The sequence below is a fragment of the Streptomyces diacarni genome (assembly GCF_003323715.1).
Taxonomy (GTDB): domain Bacteria; phylum Actinomycetota; class Actinomycetes; order Streptomycetales; family Streptomycetaceae; genus Streptomyces; species Streptomyces diacarni.
Map to the genome: position 1 here is coordinate 336,236 of NZ_QOIN01000028.1, position 18,106 is coordinate 354,341.

Consider the following 18,106-nt stretch of genomic DNA (forward strand, 5'->3'; position numbering starts at 1 on the left):
TCGGCGTTCCGCCGGGTCCTGGGCAGGCCTCTCGTCGGGGTGCTCAGGAGTAGGCGTAGAAGCCGGCGCCCGCCTTGCGGCCCAGGCGGCCCGCGTCGACCATCCGCTGGAGCAGCGGGGGAGCGGCGTACAGGGGCTCCTTGAACTCGGTGTACATCGAGTCGGCGACCGAGGCGACGGTGTCGAGACCGATGAGGTCGGCGAGCTTGAGGGGGCCCATGGGGTGGGCGCAGCCCAGCTCCATGCCGTTGTCGATGTCCTCGCGGCTGGCGATGCCGGACTCGAACATCCGGATGGCGGAGAGCAGGTACGGGATCAGCAGCGCGTTGACGACGAACCCTGACCGGTCCTGTGCCCGGATGGTGTGCTTGCCCAGCGTCCCGCCGACGACGGCCTCGGCGCGCTTGATGGTCTCCTCGCCGGTCGTCAGCGCCGGGATCAGCTCCACCAGCCGCTGTATCGGGGCCGGGTTGAAGAAGTGGATGCCGATGACCTGGTCGGGGCGCGAGGTGGCGACGGCGAGCTTCACCAGCGGGATCGAGGAGGTGTTCGACGCCAGGATCGCCTCCGGGCTGGTCACCACCTGGTCGAGCACCTGGAAGATCTCGGTCTTGACCTGCTCGTTTTCGATGACGGCCTCGATGACGAGGTCACGGTCGGCGAAGTCGCCCAGATCCGTGGTGAAGGTCAGCCGCTCCAGCGTCTCGTCGCACTCCTGACGGCTCATCTTCCCCCGGTCGGCCGCCTTGCCGAGCGAGTTGACCAGCCGGGTACGACCGATCTCCAGGGCCTCGCCGGTCGTCTCCGCGACCAGCACGTCGAGTCCGGACCGCGCGCACACCTCCGCGATACCCGCACCCATCTGGCCACAGCCCACCACTCCGACGCGCTCCACGCCGGCTACAGACTCCGTCACCTCGTGCCTTTCGCTGATCTTCACGGTCCGCAGCGGCCGTTCACCGGCCTCTCGGAGTACCGGGCGCAGCCGCTTCGCCGCCCGACGTTACCTGTGGGGGAACGCCGGATGGAGACCGGGGGCGAAAGGTCACCTATGCGTGCTCTGCGTGGTCGGGTGAGGCGTGGGGGGCCGGAAGGGGCCGGCGAGACCGCGTGTGGCGCGGCGCCCGGTGCGGGCACCGCGCCACACGCCGCGCCGATCCGCCTTAAGCGCCGTGCGTGGACCTCCCGCAGGCTCAGCGCTGCCCCTGCCCGTGCGGTTCCTGCACCACGGAGTCCGGGCCGGGGGAGACCACCGCCTCGTGACCGTCGTCGAAGCGCACGCGGTACGGGGGCTCACCCCTCGTGCCCATCACCTCGACGATCGTCGCCGTCCTGTCCTGCTGACCCACGACCCGTCCGTGCATCAGCAGTTCGTCGCCCGTGTTGGCTCGCATGGCATGTACCTCCACTCGCTCTTCGGAGTCCGCCTGCCGCGCGGTCTCACGCGCGGGTGCGCTGTACGACCACGATGCACACCAGTACGGCGAGCGCCGCCGCGGGAGCGGCGGGAGTCAGGCGCTCGCCGAGCAGCAGCACCGCCCATACCAGCGTAAGCAGCGGCTGCGCCAACTGCACCTGACTCGTCCTGGAGACGCCGACGAGCCCCATCGCCCGGTACCAGAACAGCAGCCCGAGGAACTGCGAGCCCAGCGCGCTCCACGCCAGGCCCACCGCCGCCTGCCCCGTCAGCGCCACCGGCTCGTACGCCGGCGCGAGGGCGCTGCCCGCGGCGGCCAGCGGCAGGCAGCCCACCAGCGCCCAGCCGATGACGTGCACAGCGGGGAGTTCCCGCGCCAGCTTGCCGCCCTCGGCGTACCCGGCGGCGCAGATCAGCAGCGCCCCGCACAGGAAGAGGTCGCCGACGCCGGGCGCGCCGCCGCTCTGGTACAGCGCGAAGGCGACCACCACCGCGGCGCCCGCCAGCGCGGCCCCCCAGAAGGCGGGCGAGGGCCGCGCTCCGGTGCGCAGCGAGGAGTAGACGGCCGTGGTCAGCGGCAGCAGCCCCACCACGACAGCGGCGTGCGAGGTCGTCGAGGTCCGCAACGCCAGCGTCGTCAGCAGGGGGAAGCCGATCACGACGCCCGACGCGGCGACCGCGAGCCCCGCCCAGTGCCGGCGGGCGGGCAGCGGCACCCGCCGCGCCCTCAGCGTCGCTGCGGCGACCAGCCCGGCTACCAGCATCCGCAGCGCGGTCGCCGTCCAGGGACCGAACCCGCGCAGCGACCAGTCGGTGGCGGGGAAGGTCAGCGAGAAGCAGACGACACCGGCGACGGCCAGCCACACCCCGGCGCGGCCCGCCTTCTGCGTGCGGCCGGCCGGTCCGCAGCGGTCGGCCGCCTCCGAGGGTGCGGCTGGGTCCGCGCCCGGCTCCGCGCCCGGCTCCGCGCCCGGCTCCGCGCCCGGCTCCGCGCCCGGCTCCGCGCCCGCGTTCGCGCCTGGGCCCGGCCCGCTCGCCCCCGCCGGGTGAGCGGCCCCCACCGTGCCGGTGTCCCCGGCCGGGGCCGCTATCCCCGGCTCGTCGATAGCGCTATCCTGTGCTCTCATGTCTGAGCGTAGCAGTGTCGCCGAGCTGGCCGAATGGTTGCGCGGGGAGCTGGACCGCTACTCGCCGGGCGAGAAGCTGCCGTCCAGCCGGGCTCTCGTGCAGCGGTTCCGCGCCAGTCCCGTGACCGTCTCGCGGGCGCTGGCCGTGCTGGCCGCCGAGGGCCTCGTCGTCACCAGGCCGGGTGCCGGGGTGTTCAGGGCCGAGGCCCGGCGCGCCGACGCGGCGTTCGGACAGCGGGGCGACACCTCGTGGCAGGAGGTCGCCCTGAGCGCCGACGCCTCCGCCGACCAGGCGCCCCGCAGCGTGGAGGCGGGCGGTGTGACCGCGACGCTCGACAGGCCGCCGCCCGGCGTGCTGGAGCTGAACGGCGGCTACCTGCCGCCCGGCCTCCAGCCCGAGAAGGCACTGGCCGCCGCGCTCGCCCGCGCGGCCCGGCGCCCGGGCGCCTGGGGCAGGCCGCCGGTCGAGGGTCTTGAGGAGCTGCGCGGCTGGTTCGCCCGGGAGATCGGCGGGATCGCCGGGACCGTGGCCCCCGGCGACGTCCTGATCACCGCGGGCGGGCAGTCGGCGATCACCACCGCGCTGCGCGCGCTGGCACCCCCGGGGGCCGCCGTGCTGGTCGAGTCGCCCACCTACCCCGGCATGCTGGCCGCTGCCCGCGCGTCGGGGCTGCGGCCCGTGCCGGTGCCCGTGGACTCCGAGGGCGTGCGCCCCGATCTGCTGGCGGCGGCGTTCAGGGCCAGCGGCGCCCGCGCCCTGGTCTGCCAGCCGCTGTTCCAGAACCCGACGGGCGCCGTGCTGAGCCCGCTGCGGCGCGGCGAGGTGCTGCGTACGGCGCGTGCGGCGGGTGCCTTCGTGGTGGAGGACGACTTCGCCAGGAACCTCGCGCACGAGGACGCGGACCCGCTGCCGCCCACGCTGTGCGCCGAGGACCCGGACGGCGTGGTCGTCCACATCCGGTCCCTGACCAAGGCGACCTCGCCCAGCCTGCGCGTGGGCGCGCTCGCCGCGCGCGGGCCCGTATGGGAGCGGTTGCGCGCCATCCAGATCGTCGACAGCTTCTTCGTCCCGCGGCCGCTCCAGGAGGCGGCGCTGGAACTGGTCGGAGCGCCGGCCTGGGCCCGTCATCTGCGCGCCGTGGGCACCGAGTTGCGGATACGCCGTGAGATCATGCTGGGCGCACTGGCCCGCGAGGTGCCCGCGCTCCACCTCGACCACGCCCCGCGCGGCGGCTACCACCTGTGGCTGCGGCTCCCGGACGGTACGGACGAGGCCACACTGGCCGCCGCCGCGCTGCGCGCCGGGGTGGCGGTCGCGCCCGGCGCCCCCTACTTCGCCGCGGAATCCCCCGCCCCGCACCTGCGGGTGACGTTCGCGCCCGCGGCGGCGGAGAGCGACATCGTCGAGGGCGTCCGGCGCCTGGGCGCGGCCTGCGACCAGGTGCTGCCGAGCAGGTAGCCCCCGCGGTGGCGACTCCTTCGTGCTCGTGCTCGCTTCTGTACGATCACGACGATCAGGTCGACCGGAGGTGTACCGCATGCCACCAGCCGAAAAGGCGCGCGTGAGCCGGGAGTTGCTGGCCCCTGACGCCCCGCAGCGCATCGGCCCCTACTGGCTGGCGTCGCTGCTCGGAGCCGGTGGGCAGGGAGTGGTCTACGAGGCCTACGACAGCGCCGGGGGGCGCTGTGTGGTGAAGGTTCTGCGGGCGGAGGGCGCGGCACAGGACTTCGCCAGGGACAGATTCCGCAAGGAGGTCGAGGCGGCGCAGCAGGTCGCGTCCTTCTGCACGGCCCGCGTGCTGGCGGCGGACCCTCAGGGCGATCCCCCGTACATCGTCAGCGAGTTCATCAACGGCCCTGATCTGCAGGCAGCGGTCCGCCGGGACGGCCCGCTGGGCGGTGACGAACTGGTCCGCCTGGCCACCGGGATCGCCACCGCGCTGGCCGCCATCCACGCCGCGTCCGTGGTGCACCGGGATCTGAAGCCGGCCAATGTGCTGCTCGGTCCCGACGGGCCCCGCGTCATCGACTTCGGGATCGCCCGTACGCAGGAGATGTCGCTCACCGAGACGGGCAAGGTCATGGGCACGCCCGGCTACATGGCGCCGGAGGTGCTGCGGGGCGGACGGGCGGACGAGAGGAGCGACGTCTTCGCCTGGGGCGCCGTCGTGCTGTTCGCGGCGAGCGGCCAGGCCCCCTTCCACGGTGAGCATCTCGGCGAGATCGTCGTGCGGGTCACCGAGTCGGAGCCCGACCTCACGCCCGTACCCGAACGGCTGCGGCCCCTGGTGGGCGCCGCGCTGTCCAAGGATCCCGCCTACCGGCCCGGTTCGACCGACCTGCTGCTGGGGCTGCTGGCCGGCGGTGCCCGTGAGGCCCCGGCAACGGATCTGCTGGCCCAGGGCGCCCGCGTGGCGGCGCTGCCGTATCCCTTCGGACACGCCCCCGCGCTCCTGCCGGACTGGGGCGAGATGGCCGAGCACGTGTTCAGGGGGCTGGAGCCGGCGGCCCAGGAGGCGGCGGAAGAGGTCCTGCTGCGGCTCGTGGTCCCTGGCGAGGCGCCCGACGGCTCGCAGGACGGGGTGCGCACCGCCTCCCAGCAGGAACTGCTGGCGGGCCGTCCCGCTCATGAGTCGGCCGCGCTCCAGCAGGCGCTGGACGCCTTCACCGCGCAGTCGGTGCTGATCCGCGAGCCCGACGGCTCCGTCCGCCCGGCCAGCGCGGCGCTGCACCGGGCATGGCCCCGGCTGGCTGCCTGGACCGCCGGACACCGCACCGTCCTGCGCGTACTGCGCAGGACGGGCGAGGCGGCGCGGGCGTGGGAGGAGGACGGACGGGACCTCGACCACCTCCAGCAGGGCAAGGTCCTGCGTGCGGCCCTGGACCAGGCCGCCACGGCGCACACCGCGCTGCGGCCGAACCGCCTGGAGCGTGAGTACTTGGCCGCGGCCCGCGCGCACGAGTCCCGCAGGCACCGTCAGCGCCGCCGGCTGCGCGGCGGGATAGCGGTCCTGCTCGTGATGGCCCTGGCGGCGAGTATCGCCGCCTGGCGGTTCCAGCGTGCGAACGACGAGCAGCAGGCGCGTGCCACCTCGCGGGATGTCGCGTCGGTGGCCGAGGGCATGCGGGGGAGCGACCCCGAGCTCGCCGCGCTGCTGGACATCGCGGCCTGGCGGGTGTCTCCTTCCGACGAGGCGCGTGCGGGGCTGTACCAGTCGGCCTGGCAGGGCGAGAAGGCCCTCTTCAAGGACCCCACGGAAGAGCCGTCGGGCTTCGAATCAGGTACGGCGCGGACGCTGTCGCGCAACGGCCGTGTCCTGGTGTCCCGGACGACGGGAACCCTGGACGACACCATGGGCCGCTTCGACGTCCGCACTGAGAAGCGGCTCCCTCTGCGCACGGGCGGCGTGCCGGTGGAGGAGTTCGCCGTGGTCGCGGCGGACGGCAGATACGCGGCGACGAGTGACGGCACGGTACGCGACCTGGAAACCGGTGAGCGGGTGGGGAAGCCCCTGGCGTCCGGCCAGAGCGTCGCGGGGCTTTCGACCGGCGGTGCCCGCATGCTCGTCGGTACCGGGGACAGCGCGCTCTCCGTCATCGACACCCGCACCGGCCGCACCCTGCGCACGGTGCCCGAGGAGAACGCCGCCCTCACCGAGAACGGGCGCCACCTGTTCTCCTGCCGCACAGACCAGCCCCCGGTCCTGTACGACCTGACCGACGGCAGCTCGACCAAGCTGCGCGACCGGGACGCCGACATGTGCGGCGGCGCGGCCTCCGTCTCCTCCAGCGCCGACGGCGGAAAGCTGGCAACCCTCGGCAACGGGGAGCTGTCCACGTGGAACACCCGGACGGGAAAGCTGCTGTCGACCACCACCCTGGAGTCCGACGACGCCTCCGGTGAGCCGCCGGCCGACGGAGCCCTCACCATGAGCGCGGACGGACGGACGGTGGCCACCATGGCCGACGGCAGCATCGTCGTGGCCCGCAGCACCGACCTGAACAACCCCCTGCCCACGCACAAGGCGCACACGCCGGGCGAGGCGGCAGCTGCCATGCCCACCGTAAGCTTGCTCGCCATCGACTCCCGGGCCCGCGAACTGCACTACGTGGACGGCGCCGCGGTGCACACGCTGGACCTCGGCGCGCTGGACCTCCCCCGCGAAAAGACCCGGAGCACCATCAGCCACTACGGCCCCGAAGCCGAGAGCCTCGTGACCGCACACACCGTCAAGGGCGCCTCACGCCTGCGGACCTGGGCGGTGCGCGGTGAGGCGGGTCACGAGAGACAGCCGGACGCTCCGGCGTCGACGCGAGCGCTCCACGACTTTCCCGTACGGGCACGCGCGCTTTTGGGAAAGTCCTACGGGGAGGGCCAACTGCCCTCCACGCTCAGCCCCGACGGCACGACGCTGGCCTACCCCTACGACGAAGTGCCCTCGGGGTCGTCGTTCAACGTCGTCCTGCAGGAGCTACGCGACGGGAAACCCGAACACCGCCTCGTCGACCTGGGCGGGCCGAAGCGGGGCTCGGCCGAGGCACTGGCCTTCAGCAGCGACGGCCGGACGCTCGCCGTGAGCCGCAGAGCGGGGGAGGGCCGCAGCGCGTGGTCCATCGACATCGTCGACGTCGCGGCCGGCAAGAAGACCCGCACCGTGAAGGGCACCGGTGGCCACTGGCTCGCCCTGGGCGGCACGGGCGACGACCTCGTCCTCGTGACGAGTTCGGGCGACCGTGTGGACCCGAGGACGGGGAAGACGCACCAAAGGGCGCTGGGAACCGCCGACCTGACCGACGTCGCCTTCAGCCCCGACGGACAGACGCTGGCCGTCAGCGAGCCGGACGGGATCGCGCTGTGGAATCACGAGGCGACCCAGCGGTCGGGGCGCCTGCCTGGCCCGGACGAGGTGTCCGACGGCCAGGCCACGCGGCTGCGGTTCTCCCCGGACGGCCGCTCGCTCGCCGGCGTCGTGGGGGACAAGCGCCTCCAGCTCTGGGATGTGCCCTCGAGGCGGAAGCTGGGCGGCCTCCTGCCCGGGGTCGAAGCCGAACTGCTCGACGTGGCGTTCGACGAGCGGGGCGCTCTGCACCTGGCCGGAGACCGGGTCCGCTCGCACACGATGAGCCTCGACCCAAACGAGCTGGCCGACTCGATCTGCCGGCGGGTCCACCGCCCGAAGAACCTGACGCGGGCCGAGTGGAAGCAGAACGTGCCCGGTGTGCCCTACCGCGAGGTCTGCGGCGGGGACGAGTGAGACCGGCTCGTCCAGGGACGACACCGGGGCGCGCCCGGCGGCGGGGCGGAGCCGCTCACCCGTTGACGAAGGACAGGCTGCCCTCGTCGTAGCGGGCACCGGCGACCTGGTCGCGGGGCGCGGCCGCCTCGATCGCCGCCAGCTCTTCCCCCGTGAGGGCGAGGGCGAGCGCCTCGACGTTCTCCTCCAGGTAGGTGCGCCGCCGGGTGCCGGGGATCGGCACCACGTCCTCGCCCCGGTGCTGCACCCACGCCAGCGCGAGCTGCCCCGCGGTGACCCCGCGCTGTGCGGCGAGCTCGGTCAGACGCTGCACGATCGCGAGGTTCCGGTCGAAGTTGCCGTCGGCGAACCGGGGCATGTTCCGCCGCGCGTCCGTCTCCTCCATGGCGTCGACGGAGGCGTACCGTCCGGTCAGGAAGCCGCGGCCCAGCGGCGAGAACGGCACGATGCCGATGCCGAGTTCGCGGCAGACCGGTGCGATCTCCTCCTCGATGTCGCGGGTCCACAGCGACCACTCGCTCTGCAGGGCGCTGATCGGGTGGACGGCGTGGGCGCGCCGCAGCGTGGCCGCGCTCGCTTCGGAGAGCCCGAGGTGGCGCACCTTGCCCTCGGCCACCAGTTCGGCCATGGCGCCGACGGTCTCCTCGATCGGCACCCGGGGGTCGACGCGGTGCTGGTAGTAGAGGTCGATGTGGTCGGTGCCCAGCCGTCGCAGTGAGGCCTCGCACGCCTGCCGGACCCAGGCGGCGTCGCCCCGGATGAGCGTGGCCTCGCCCAGCTTGTTGGCGAAGCCGAACTTGGTGGCCAGCACCACCTCGTCGCGGCGGCCTGCGACGGCCCGGCCGACGAGCTCCTCGTTGTGGCCCGCACCGTAGAAGTCGGAGGTGTCCCAGAGGGTGACACCGAGGTCCAGGGCGTGGTGGAGGGTGGCGATCGAGGTCTGGTCGTCGGACGAGCCGTAGCCGTGGCTCATGCCCATGCAGCCGAGCCCCTGCCCGGAGACGGTCAGTGCGCCCAGCCGGCGAGTGGCGAGGGTGGTCATGCGGGTGCCTCCGTGATGCTGTGGTGGTCTGTGATGCTGCGGGTGGTCCGTCGTACTGCGGTGGTCCGTTGCACTGCGGGCGCCCGTGGTACCGCGGTGCTGTGGTGTGCGGAGCGCCGCGTGCCTTCAGGTCGCCGACGCTAGGCCCTGGAGCGCACTCCAGGGCAAGCGCACACCTCGCCGGGGGCGGTCCCGCTCACACCTCGCCGTTCCGCTGCCAGACCAGGGCGGCCGAGACCGGATGGTTGCGGTACTTCTCCCACTGGGGTTTGCGCTCCAGCCAGCGCTCGTCCACGACCCCCTCGTGCATCTCCACGAGCCGCCACCCGGCCCCCAACCCCGCCGTCACATGGTCGCTGAGCAGGTGGATGTGGGTGCTGATCGCGATGTGTTCGCCCGAGGCGTCGGTGAAGTGGGTCGGCATGCCGGAGGCCATGATGAAGTGCGGGTGGAACGCGACGACGACGCACTTCCCCCCGGGCGCCGCGATCCTGCCGGCCTCGGCGTAGTAGGGGCCCAGCTCGGGCAGGTGTTCGTCGATGAGCGAGGAGATCACCAGGTCGTAGGCGCCGGACTCCAGACCGGTGGACCGTACGTCGCCCTCCACGAGCCGGTCGTGCACGCCCTTGGCGCGGGCGACCCGCAGCATCCCGGGCGTCAGATCCACCCCGTCCAGCGTGCCGGGGACACCCCGCTGCCGCAGCCAGGCGCCGGTCCGCCCCGTGCCGCAGCCGAGGTCGGCCACGCGGCGCAGGCGCTCCCAGTCGACGGCGGTCAGCTCCTCCAGCAGCGCGAGGTCCATCACGTCCTCGACGGTGTCCTCGTAGGTGCCGACCCACTGGCCGTATCCGGTGGCGACGTCCACAGTGCGGTAGCCGCGGGTGTCGAAGTCGGAGAAATCGAGCATGCCCGCGAGTATCGCCGGGAGCGGCGCGCACCGCACCGGGGTTTCCCGACCGCTCGCCGGCCGGTGCGGGTCAGTCGGCCGACGGCGGCTGCACCGCTCAGCAGCGCCCGTCCCGGGCGCCGGAGTCGTGTCTTCCGGGGGCGTTGATCACACCATTCATTGCATAAAACTGCTGTCGTGCGTATAGTCATGCCTTCGAGGAGGAGGTCCCATGACAGTGCGTGCGGCAGTGGCGGGTGCGAGCGGGTACGCGGGGGGTGAACTCCTGCGTGTGCTGGCCGGGCACCCCGAGGTCGAGGTGGGGGCGCTGACCGGCAACAGCAACGCGGGGCAGCGCTTCGGGGCGCTGCAGCCGCACCTGGTGCCGTTCGCCGACCGCGTGCTGGAGGAGACGAGCGCCGAGGTGCTGCGCGGCCACGACGTGGTCTTCCTCGCGCTCCCGCACGGGCAGTCCGCCGCCGTCGCCGAGCAGCTCGGCACCGCGGCGGACGGACCGCTCGTCATCGACTGCGGAGCCGATTTCCGGCTGGCCGACGCCGCCGACTGGGAGCGCTACTACGGCACCCCGCACGCCGGCACCTGGCCCTACGGGCTGCCCGAGCTGCCCGGCGCCCGTGCGGCGCTGCGGGGCAGCAAGCGCGTCGCCGTGCCCGGATGCTTCCCCACGGCCGTCTCCCTCGCGCTGGTACCCGCCTTCGCGGGCGCCCTCGCCGACTCCGAGGCCCCCGAGGCGGTGATCGTCGCGGCGACCGGCACCTCGGGAGCGGGCAAGGCCCTCAAGCCGCACCTGCTGGGCAGCGAGGTGATGGGCTCGATGAGCCCGTACGGCGTCGGCGGCGGCCACCGGCACACCCCCGAGATGATCCAGAACCTTTCGGCGGCCGCCGGGCGGCGCGTCAGCGTCTCCTTCACCCCGACCCTGGCCCCCATGGCGCGCGGCATCCTCGCCACCTGCAGCGCGAAGGCGGCGCCCGGTACGACGGCCGAGCAGCTGCGCGCCGTCTACGAGAAGGCCTACCAGGACGAGCCGTTCGTCACCGTGCTCCCCGAGGGGCAGTGGCCTGCCACCGCCTCGGTCGTCGCCTCCAACTCCGTGCACCTGCAGGTGGCGCACGATCCGGACGCGGCCCGTCTCCTGGTTGTCGCCGCCGTCGACAACCTCACCAAGGGCACCGCGGGCGGTGCCGTCCAGAGCATGAACCTCGCCCTCGGCCTGGACGAGGGGCTGGGGCTTTCCACGATCGGAGTCGCACCATGAGCGTGACAGCGGCCAAGGGCTTCACGGCGGCCGGGATCGCCGCCGGGATCAAGGAGAGCGGGGGCCTCGACCTCGCGCTCGTCGTCAACACCGGGCCGAGCCGTGCGGCGGCCGGGGTCTTCACCGCCAACCGCGTCAAGGCGGCCCCTGTGCTGTGGTCCGAGCAGGTACTGGGGGAGGGGCGGCTCTCGGCCGTGGTCCTCAACTCCGGTGGCGCCAACGCCTGCACGGGCGCGCCCGGTTTCCAGGACGCCCACGCCACCGCGGAGCAGGTCGCCGAGGAGCTGACGGCGGCCACCGGCACCGAGCACGGCGCGGGCGAGATCGCCGTCGCCTCCACCGGGCTGATCGGGCTGCGGCTGCCGATGGACAAGCTGCTGCCCGGCGTCTCCACGGCGGCCTCGGCGCTGTCCGAACACGGCGGTGAGAAGGCGGCGCTGGCCATCAAGACCACCGACACCGTGCACAAGACGGCCCGGGCCTCCAGCCCCGCGGGATGGACCGTCGGCGGCATGGCCAAGGGCGCGGGCATGCTCGCGCCGGGGCTGGCCACCATGCTGGTCGTCCTGACCACCGACGCCGACCTGTCCGCCGAGGAGCTGGACGCGGCGCTGCGCGGCGCGACCCGCACCACCTTCGACCGCATCGACTCCGACGGCGCCATGTCCACCAACGACACGGTGCTGCTGATGGCCTCGGCGGCGAGCGGGGTACGCGCCGAGCAGGCCGAGTTCGCCGAGGCGGTGCGCGCGGTCTGCGACGACCTGGGCCAGCAGCTCGTCCACGACGCGGAGGGCGCCACCAAGGACATCCGCATCGAGGTCGTGAACGCCGCGAACGAGGATGAGGCCGTCACGGTCGGCCGCACCATCGCCCGCAACAACCTCTTCAAGTGCGCCGTGCACGGCGAAGACCCCAACTGGGGCCGGGTGCTGGCGGCCATCGGCACCACGGACGCCGCCTTCGACCCCGACGCGCTGGATGTCGCCATCAACGGCGTCCAGGTCTGCCGCGCGGGCGCGGTCGGAGAGGACCGCGACAAGGTCGACATGCGCTTCCGCGAGGTCCGGGTGACCGCCGACCTGCACGCAGGATCCGCGTCGGCCGTCATCTGGACCAACGACCTGACGGCCGACTACGTCCACGAGAACAGCGCCTACTCGTCATGAGCACAAGCGAGGCGAGTACCCGCAAACACACCGCGCTGCCCAAGGTGCAGACCCTCATCGAGGCGCTGCCCTGGCTGACCCGGCACCACGGGCGGACCGTCGTCATCAAGTTCGGCGGCAACGCCATGGTGGACGAGGAGCTGAAGGCGGCCTTCGCGCAGGACGTCGTCTTCCTGCGCCACGCGGGCCTGCGCCCGGTGGTGGTGCACGGCGGCGGCCCGCAGATCAGCAAGCAGCTCGACGCGCTCGGCCTGGAGTCGACATTCCGTGCCGGGCTGCGGGTGACCACGCCCGAGACGATGGACGTGGTGCGGATGGTGCTGGCCGGGCAGGTGCAGCGCGAGCTGGTCAACCTGCTCAACCAGCACGGTCCGCTGGCCGTCGGCATGACCGGGGAGGACGCCCGCATCATGGCGGCCACCCGGCACTTCGCCGAGATCGACGGCGAGGCGGTCGACCTGGGCCGGGTGGGCAGCATCACCTCCGTCGACACCGGCGCGATCGAGGCGCTGCTGGACGACGGCCGCATCCCGGTGATCTCGTCCATCGCCCACAGCGCGGACGCCGGCGACGGCGGGGTCTTCAACGTCAACGCCGACACGGCGGCCGCCGCACTGGCCGCGGCGCTGGGCGCCGAGACACTGATGGTCCTCACCGACGTGGAGGGCCTGTACGCGGACTGGCCGCGCAGCGACGACGTGATCAGCGAACTGACCGCCTCCCAGCTGGAGAAGCTGCTGCCGGAGCTGGCCAGCGGGATGGTCCCCAAGATGGAGGGCTGCCTGTACGCGGTGCGCGGCGGCGTGCACACCGCACGGGTGCTGGACGGGCGGGTGCCGCACTCCATCCTGCTGGAGATCTTCACGGACGAGGGGATCGGCACCATGGTCGTGCCCGACGCCGTCCCGGAACCCAGGACGCAGGCACCTGACGACCTTCGGACACAGCCACGGAACGCGGAGGGCCCCGCATGACCATCGCCCACGACAACTCCGCCCTCACCGGCCGGTGGCAGGGCGCGCTGATGAACAACTACGGCACCCCGCGCATCCCGCTGACCCACGGCGAGGGGGCCCAGCTGTGGGACGCGGAGGGCAGGCAGTACACGGACTTCGTCGGCGGCATCGCGGTCAACGCGCTGGGTACGGGACACCCGGCCGTCGTCCGTGCCGTCTCCGACCAGATCGCCACCCTCGGCCACGTCTCCAACCTCTTCATCGCCGAGCCGCCCGTCGCGCTCGCCGAGAAGCTGCTGGAGGTGGCGGGCAGGTCGGGCAAGGTGTATTTCGCCAACTCCGGCGCGGAGGCCGTGGAGGCCGTCTTCAAGATCGGCAGGCGCACCGGGCGCAGCCACATGGTCGCGGCCCAGGGCGGTTTCCACGGGCGCACCATGGGGGCCCTCGCGCTGACCGGGCAGCCCGGCAAGCAGGACCCGTTCCGCCCGCTGCCCGGCGACGTCACCCACGTCCCCTACGGGGACGTCGAGGCGCTGCGCGAGGCCGTCACCGACCGGACGGCCTTCGTGATCCTGGAGCCCGTCCAGGGCGAGATGGGCGTCGTGCTGCCGCCGGCGGGCTACCTGGCCGCCGCCAGGGAGATCACCGCCGCCACCGGCACGCTGCTGGTCGTGGACGAGATCCAGACCGGTGTCGGCCGGACCGGCCACTGGTTCGCCTGCCAGGCGGAGGGTGTCGAGCCCGACCTGGTCACACTCGCCAAGGGGCTGGGCGGCGGGCTGCCGCTGGGGGCCACGCTCGCCTTCGGGGACGCGGCCGAGCTGCTGGAGCCCGGCCAGCACGGCTCCACCTTCGGCGGAAACCCGGTCGCCTGCGCGGCCGGACTCGCCGTCCTGGAGACGATCGCGGCCGACGGGCTCCTCGACCACGTCAAGCGCGTCGGCACCCGGTTGCGCGAGGGCATCCTCGGGCTGGACCACCCGAGCGTCGCTCAGGTCCGCGGCGCGGGGCTGCTGCTGGGTATCGTGCTCACCGAGCCGATCGCGCCGCGCGCGCAGCAGGCCGCTCAGGACGCGGGTTTCCTGGTGAACTCCGTCGCACCGGACGTCGTCAGGATCGCTCCGCCGCTGATCCTCTCCGAGGCGGAGGCCGACGCGTTCGTGCGGGCACTGCCCGCCGTCCTCGACGCGGCGGGCGGCGCCGGAGCCGGCCGGGAGCGATGAGACACGCGGCGACGCGGAACAGATGAAGAGGGGTACGCGCACGATGACCGAGGAGCACCAGGCGGGGCAGGCCGTCCCGCAGACGCGGATGGCCCGCCACCGCCGGATCGTCGACATCCTCAACCGGCAGGCGGTCCGCTCCCAGAGCCAGCTGGCCAAGCTGCTGGCCGACGACGGGCTCACGGTCACGCAGGCGACCCTCTCCCGGGACCTCGACGAGCTGGGCGCCGTCAAGATCCGCAACACCGGGGGCGAGCTGATCTACGCGGTCCCCGCCGAGGGCGGGGACCCCACCCCCCGGGCTCCGCTGGGCGAGTCGGCTACCGAGGCCCGGATGGCGCGGCTGGCGGGCGAGCTGTTGATCACCGCTGAGGCCTCCGCGAACCTCGTGGTGCTGCGTACCCCGCCGGGAGCCGCGCAGTTCCTGGCTTCCGCCATCGACCAGGCGGGGGTGCACGAGATCATCGGGACGATCGCGGGCGACGACACCCTGCTGCTGATCAGCCGCGATCCGGTCGGCGGCCAGGCCTTGGCCGACCACCTGCTGGCACTGGCGCAGAAGGAGCGCTGAGCGCGCGCCGCCACGCCTCGCCCGGAGCGGGCCGGGCGCCGACCCCGCGGAGCGGTCGGTCAGTCGGCCGGGCCTCGCGGGGCGGCCGGTCGGGCCGGGGCGGTCAGTCCCGTTCGCCCTCGCGCGCCGCCGCGGCCTCGGCGGCGCCCTGGCGGGCGGCCAGCAGTGCCCAGGCGGCGAGCGGCACCTGGAGGGGGAGGCGGCCGTAGGCGAGGGCCTTCAACGGCGCGGGCCGGTCGCGCCAGTCGTAGGCCATCTGCACGTTGGCCGGGAAGACGGCCGCGATGAGTCCGGCAGCGGCGAGCCCGCCGGCCCTGCGCGTGCGGGGGAAGGCGAGCGCCGCGGCCACGGCGAGTTCGGCGGCGCCGCTGGCGTAGGTGTAGGCGCGGGCCTTCCCCGGGAGGGAGCGCGGCACGATCGTGTCGAACGGTTTCGGCGCGAGGAAGTGCAGCGCCCCCATGCCGCCCATCACGCGGGCGAGGGAGCGGGCGGGATCGAATGGCATGGGCGAGCCTCCGTCGGTCTGCGGCCACTGGGCTGGTCGGCGCCCGGGGAGGCGCGCCGGGAGCCACCGTAGTTACCTACCGGTAAGGATGGGAAGAGGGGCCCGCTGTCCGGGGGTAACCCGAGGTAACGGCGTGAGACGGCCCCGCCCCGCCCGCCGCGGCCCCGCCTCACCCGGAGGCCCCGCGTCTCAGGCCTTCTTCCGCGACAGCCAGGCCGCCGCGAGCGCGCCCGAGACGTTGTGCCACACGGAGAAGACCGCGGCCGGCAGCGCGGCCAGCGGGCTGAAGTGCGCCGTGGCCAGCGAGGCGGCGAGCCCCGAGTTCTGCATGCCGACCTCGAACGCCATGGCGCGGCTCGAGGGTTCGCCGAGTCGGGCCAGCCGCCCGGCGCCGTACCCGAGGGCCAGCCCGAGCCCGTTGTGCAGCACGACCGCGAGCATCACCAGCGCCGCGGCGGACTTGATAGCGTCCGCGCTGCCCGCGACGACCACGGCCACGATGACGGCGATGGTCAGCGCGGAGAGCCACGGCAGCACGGGCAGTGCCCTGGTGACCAGCCGCGAGGCCACGAGCCGCACCACCAGCCCCGCCAGCACCGGCAGCAGCACCGTCTTGAGGATGTCGACCACCATCGACCCCGCGTCCACCGGCAGGTACGCGCCCGCCAGCAGCAGCGTCAGCGGCGGCGTCACCAGGGGTGCGACCACCGTCGAGACCGTGGCGACCGACACCGACAGCGCCACGTCGCCCCGCGCCAGGTACGTCACGACGTTGGAGGCGGTGCCGCTCGGCGCACAGCCGACGAGGATCACACCGGCCGCCAGCTGCGGGGGCAGGTTGAGCGCGTGTGCGACCAGCCAGCCCAGCCCCGGCATGAACACGTAGTGCGCGACCAGGCCGAGCGCGACCGCCCACGGCCGTTTCGCCACGCCCCGGAAGTCCTGCGGCGTCATCGTGACGCCCATGCAGAACATCACCACCCCGAGCAGGTACGGCACCGCCTCGCCGCCACCTGCGAAGGTGCCGGGCGCGAGGAGGCCGAGCACACCGGCCAGGAGGACCAGCACGGGGAAGACGGTCACCGCGCGGCGCGCGCCGCGCTGCTCGGCCGCGGCGGGGGAGGGGGCGGCAGGACCGGCGGGGTCCTCCGGGTCCGGGGAGGCGTTCTGCTGTTCGGTTCGCACCCGGAGAGAAAACGCCCGCCCCGCGCGGGTGCGCAAGGCCGTCTCGCGATGTGACCGCCGGCGAGCAGCGGTCCCGTCTCAGCGCGGGGCGGGGGTGGGCACGGTGAGGATGCCCAGTGTCGAGTGGGTGGGCAGCAGCCCCGTTTCCAGGACGGCCGCGAGAACGGGGCGGCTCAACTGGGCGAGCCGTGCGCACCCCGCGTCGCCGAGGGCCCGGTACGGCGCGGCCGCCGACTCGTCCGTCCGCCGCTCCACCTCGTGGCGCAGGGCCCTCCCGGCGTCGGTGGCGGCTCCGTCCGCGTCCACCAGCCCCCGCGCGGCGAGCCGCCTACCCGCGGCGGCCCACTCCTGTGCGCTCCAGCCGCGCGAGGCGAAGTTCTCCACGGGTGCGGCGCCGACCGCGGCGAAGGAGACCAGCGCCTCGCAGCCGTCCAGTCCGGCGGTCAGGAGCGCGGCGAGGTGGCCGTCGCCCCGGTGCTCGCGCAGGATGTTCGCCGCCTGCCACAGCACCAGGTGCGGCTCCTCGGGCCAGGGCAGCGCCGCGTTGGCGGCGGCGAGCGGGCGCCCGGCGAGGTCGGCGGCCTCGGCGGCCGTCCTGGCCAGCGCCGCCGCCTCGGTGAGGCCGTCCTCGGTGATCCGGTCGCCGAGGACGGCGCGCAGCGCCGCGTCCACGCCCCGGGTACGTGCCGCCAGCACCGCCTCGGGGGCGGCCGTCTTCCAGGCCGCGGGCACGTGGGCGCTGACCGTGCGCGGGCTGAAGCTGTAGAAGGTGGCGGTCACCGTCTCGGGTGCGGCGGGCCCGAGCGGCGCCGCCCGCAGGGCGAAGTAGGACGGCCAGCGCTCGGTGGTGTCGTAGCCGAGCGCGGTGGTCTCCGCGGCGACCTGGGGAGCGAAGTACACGGAGGCGTAGACGGGTTCGAGCTGGTGCCACGTCTGCCGCGCGAGACTCGGGAAGTCGGCCATGGCGGTAAGGTAACGGCCAATGTGAACAGCGTCAACATGCGGGTGCGCCGCTCGTGCGCGCACCCTGGCGTCATGGCAGCCAAGAAGAAACCGAAGATCCAGGTGCGGCGCGTCTACGAGGAGCCCCGGCCCGACAGCGACGGCGTCCGGGTGCTGGTCGACCGGGTGTGGCCGCGCGGGGAGTCCAAGGAGAAGGCGGCGCTGGACGACTGGAACAAGGACGTCGCGCCCAGTACCGAGCTGCGCAAGTGGTACCGGCACGATCCCGACCGCTACGACGACTTCGCGCGGCGCTACCGGGCCGAGCTGGCCACCGAGGAGGGCGGGCGTGCGCTCGGCGCGCTGCTGGAGACCGCGTCGGGCGCCGGGACCCTGACGCTGGTCACGGCGGTGAAGGATCCCTCGATCGGGCACACCCGGGTGCTGGAGGAGGAGCTGAAGGACCGCCTCTGAGTCGGAGCGGGGTCGCGCCGCAGGTCAGACGTGCGTTGACGAAACATACGAGGGAGTGCATACTTATACCAGTCA

16 protein-coding genes are annotated in these 18,106 nt (G+C 73.6%); 8 read left to right on the plus strand and 8 right to left on the minus strand.

Features of this window, described 5'->3' with window-relative positions:
* Positions 1-43 precede the first annotated feature (43 nt).
* The 3 genes from DTL70_RS04785 to DTL70_RS04795 all read right to left on the minus strand — a co-directional run bounded on the left by DTL70_RS04785 (position 44) and on the right by DTL70_RS04795 (position 2,544).
* Entirely contained in the window at positions 44-916 is an 873-nt protein-coding gene (locus DTL70_RS04785) for a 3-hydroxybutyryl-CoA dehydrogenase (RefSeq protein ID WP_181860781.1), read from the minus strand.
* Positions 917-1,193: 277 nt separating this feature from the next.
* Positions 1,194-1,394 carry a DUF1918 domain-containing protein gene (locus tag DTL70_RS04790; protein ID WP_114020554.1) on the minus strand — a complete coding sequence of 67 codons (201 nt, stop codon included), beginning with the start codon at positions 1,392-1,394 and terminating at the stop codon, positions 1,194-1,196.
* Between the two features lie 46 nt (positions 1,395-1,440).
* Positions 1,441-2,544, minus strand: a complete 1,104-nt coding sequence (locus DTL70_RS04795; protein ID WP_114020555.1) for a DMT family transporter — start codon at positions 2,542-2,544, stop codon at positions 1,441-1,443.
* Between DTL70_RS04795 and DTL70_RS04800 the strand changes: the two genes are divergently transcribed.
* Together DTL70_RS04800 and DTL70_RS04805 are read left to right on the plus strand one after the other, a co-directional pair.
* On the plus strand, positions 2,543-4,003 hold the full coding sequence (locus DTL70_RS04800; protein WP_114020556.1) for an aminotransferase-like domain-containing protein: 1,461 nt from the start codon (positions 2,543-2,545) through the stop codon (positions 4,001-4,003). The two genes, DTL70_RS04795 and DTL70_RS04800, sit on opposite strands and share 2 nt — an antisense overlap.
* Positions 4,004-4,082: 79 nt before the next feature.
* On the plus strand, positions 4,083-7,799 hold the full coding sequence (locus DTL70_RS04805) for a serine/threonine-protein kinase (RefSeq protein ID WP_114020557.1): 3,717 nt from the start codon (positions 4,083-4,085) through the stop codon (positions 7,797-7,799).
* A gap of 55 nt (positions 7,800-7,854) precedes the next feature.
* On the opposite strand, the gene DTL70_RS04810 is transcribed toward DTL70_RS04805, so the two are convergent.
* Positions 7,855-8,841 carry an aldo/keto reductase gene (locus DTL70_RS04810; protein ID WP_114020558.1) on the minus strand — a complete coding sequence of 329 codons (987 nt, stop codon included), beginning with the start codon at positions 8,839-8,841 and terminating at the stop codon, positions 7,855-7,857.
* Between the two features lie 196 nt (positions 8,842-9,037).
* Complete coding sequence (locus DTL70_RS04815) at positions 9,038-9,748, minus strand: class I SAM-dependent DNA methyltransferase (RefSeq protein WP_114020693.1); 711 nt, start codon at positions 9,746-9,748, stop codon at positions 9,038-9,040.
* Positions 9,749-9,959: 211 nt separating this feature from the next.
* Here DTL70_RS04815 and argC point away from each other — a divergent pair, with 211 nt between their 5' ends.
* From argC to DTL70_RS04840, 5 genes are read left to right on the plus strand one after another with little or no spacing between them, the layout of a single operon-like run.
* Entirely contained in the window at positions 9,960-11,006 is a 1,047-nt protein-coding gene (gene argC, locus DTL70_RS04820; protein WP_114020559.1) for an N-acetyl-gamma-glutamyl-phosphate reductase, read from the plus strand.
* Complete coding sequence (gene argJ / locus DTL70_RS04825; RefSeq protein WP_114020560.1) at positions 11,003-12,175, plus strand: bifunctional glutamate N-acetyltransferase/amino-acid acetyltransferase ArgJ; 1,173 nt, start codon at positions 11,003-11,005, stop codon at positions 12,173-12,175. Before argC ends, argJ begins: the two co-directional genes overlap by 4 nt.
* Positions 12,172-13,149 carry an acetylglutamate kinase gene (gene argB / locus DTL70_RS04830; protein ID WP_114020561.1) on the plus strand — a complete coding sequence of 326 codons (978 nt, stop codon included), beginning with the start codon at positions 12,172-12,174 and terminating at the stop codon, positions 13,147-13,149. Before argJ ends, argB begins: the two co-directional genes overlap by 4 nt.
* Positions 13,146-14,354, plus strand: coding sequence for an acetylornithine transaminase (locus DTL70_RS04835; RefSeq protein WP_114020562.1), 1,209 nt, complete (start codon positions 13,146-13,148; stop codon positions 14,352-14,354). Before argB ends, DTL70_RS04835 begins: the two co-directional genes overlap by 4 nt.
* Positions 14,355-14,397: 43 nt before the next feature.
* On the plus strand, positions 14,398-14,925 hold the full coding sequence (locus tag DTL70_RS04840; protein WP_114020694.1) for an arginine repressor: 528 nt from the start codon (positions 14,398-14,400) through the stop codon (positions 14,923-14,925).
* A gap of 103 nt (positions 14,926-15,028) precedes the next feature.
* On the opposite strand, the gene DTL70_RS04845 is transcribed toward DTL70_RS04840, so the two are convergent.
* The 3 genes from DTL70_RS04845 to DTL70_RS04855 form a co-directional block, all read right to left on the minus strand.
* Positions 15,029-15,430, minus strand: coding sequence for a DoxX family protein (locus DTL70_RS04845; protein WP_114020563.1), 402 nt, complete (start codon positions 15,428-15,430; stop codon positions 15,029-15,031).
* 189 nt (positions 15,431-15,619) lie between these two features.
* On the minus strand, positions 15,620-16,615 hold the full coding sequence (locus DTL70_RS04850) for a bile acid:sodium symporter family protein (protein ID WP_114020564.1): 996 nt from the start codon (positions 16,613-16,615) through the stop codon (positions 15,620-15,622).
* Between the two features lie 78 nt (positions 16,616-16,693).
* Positions 16,694-17,578, minus strand: a complete 885-nt coding sequence (locus tag DTL70_RS04855) for an SCO6745 family protein (protein WP_114020565.1) — start codon at positions 17,576-17,578, stop codon at positions 16,694-16,696.
* A gap of 72 nt (positions 17,579-17,650) precedes the next feature.
* Between DTL70_RS04855 and DTL70_RS04860 the strand changes: the two genes are divergently transcribed.
* Positions 17,651-18,031 (plus strand): DUF488 domain-containing protein, encoded by a 381-nt coding sequence (locus DTL70_RS04860; protein WP_114020695.1) that lies wholly within the window; start codon positions 17,651-17,653, stop codon positions 18,029-18,031.
* The last annotated feature ends 75 nt before the right edge of the window (positions 18,032-18,106 follow it).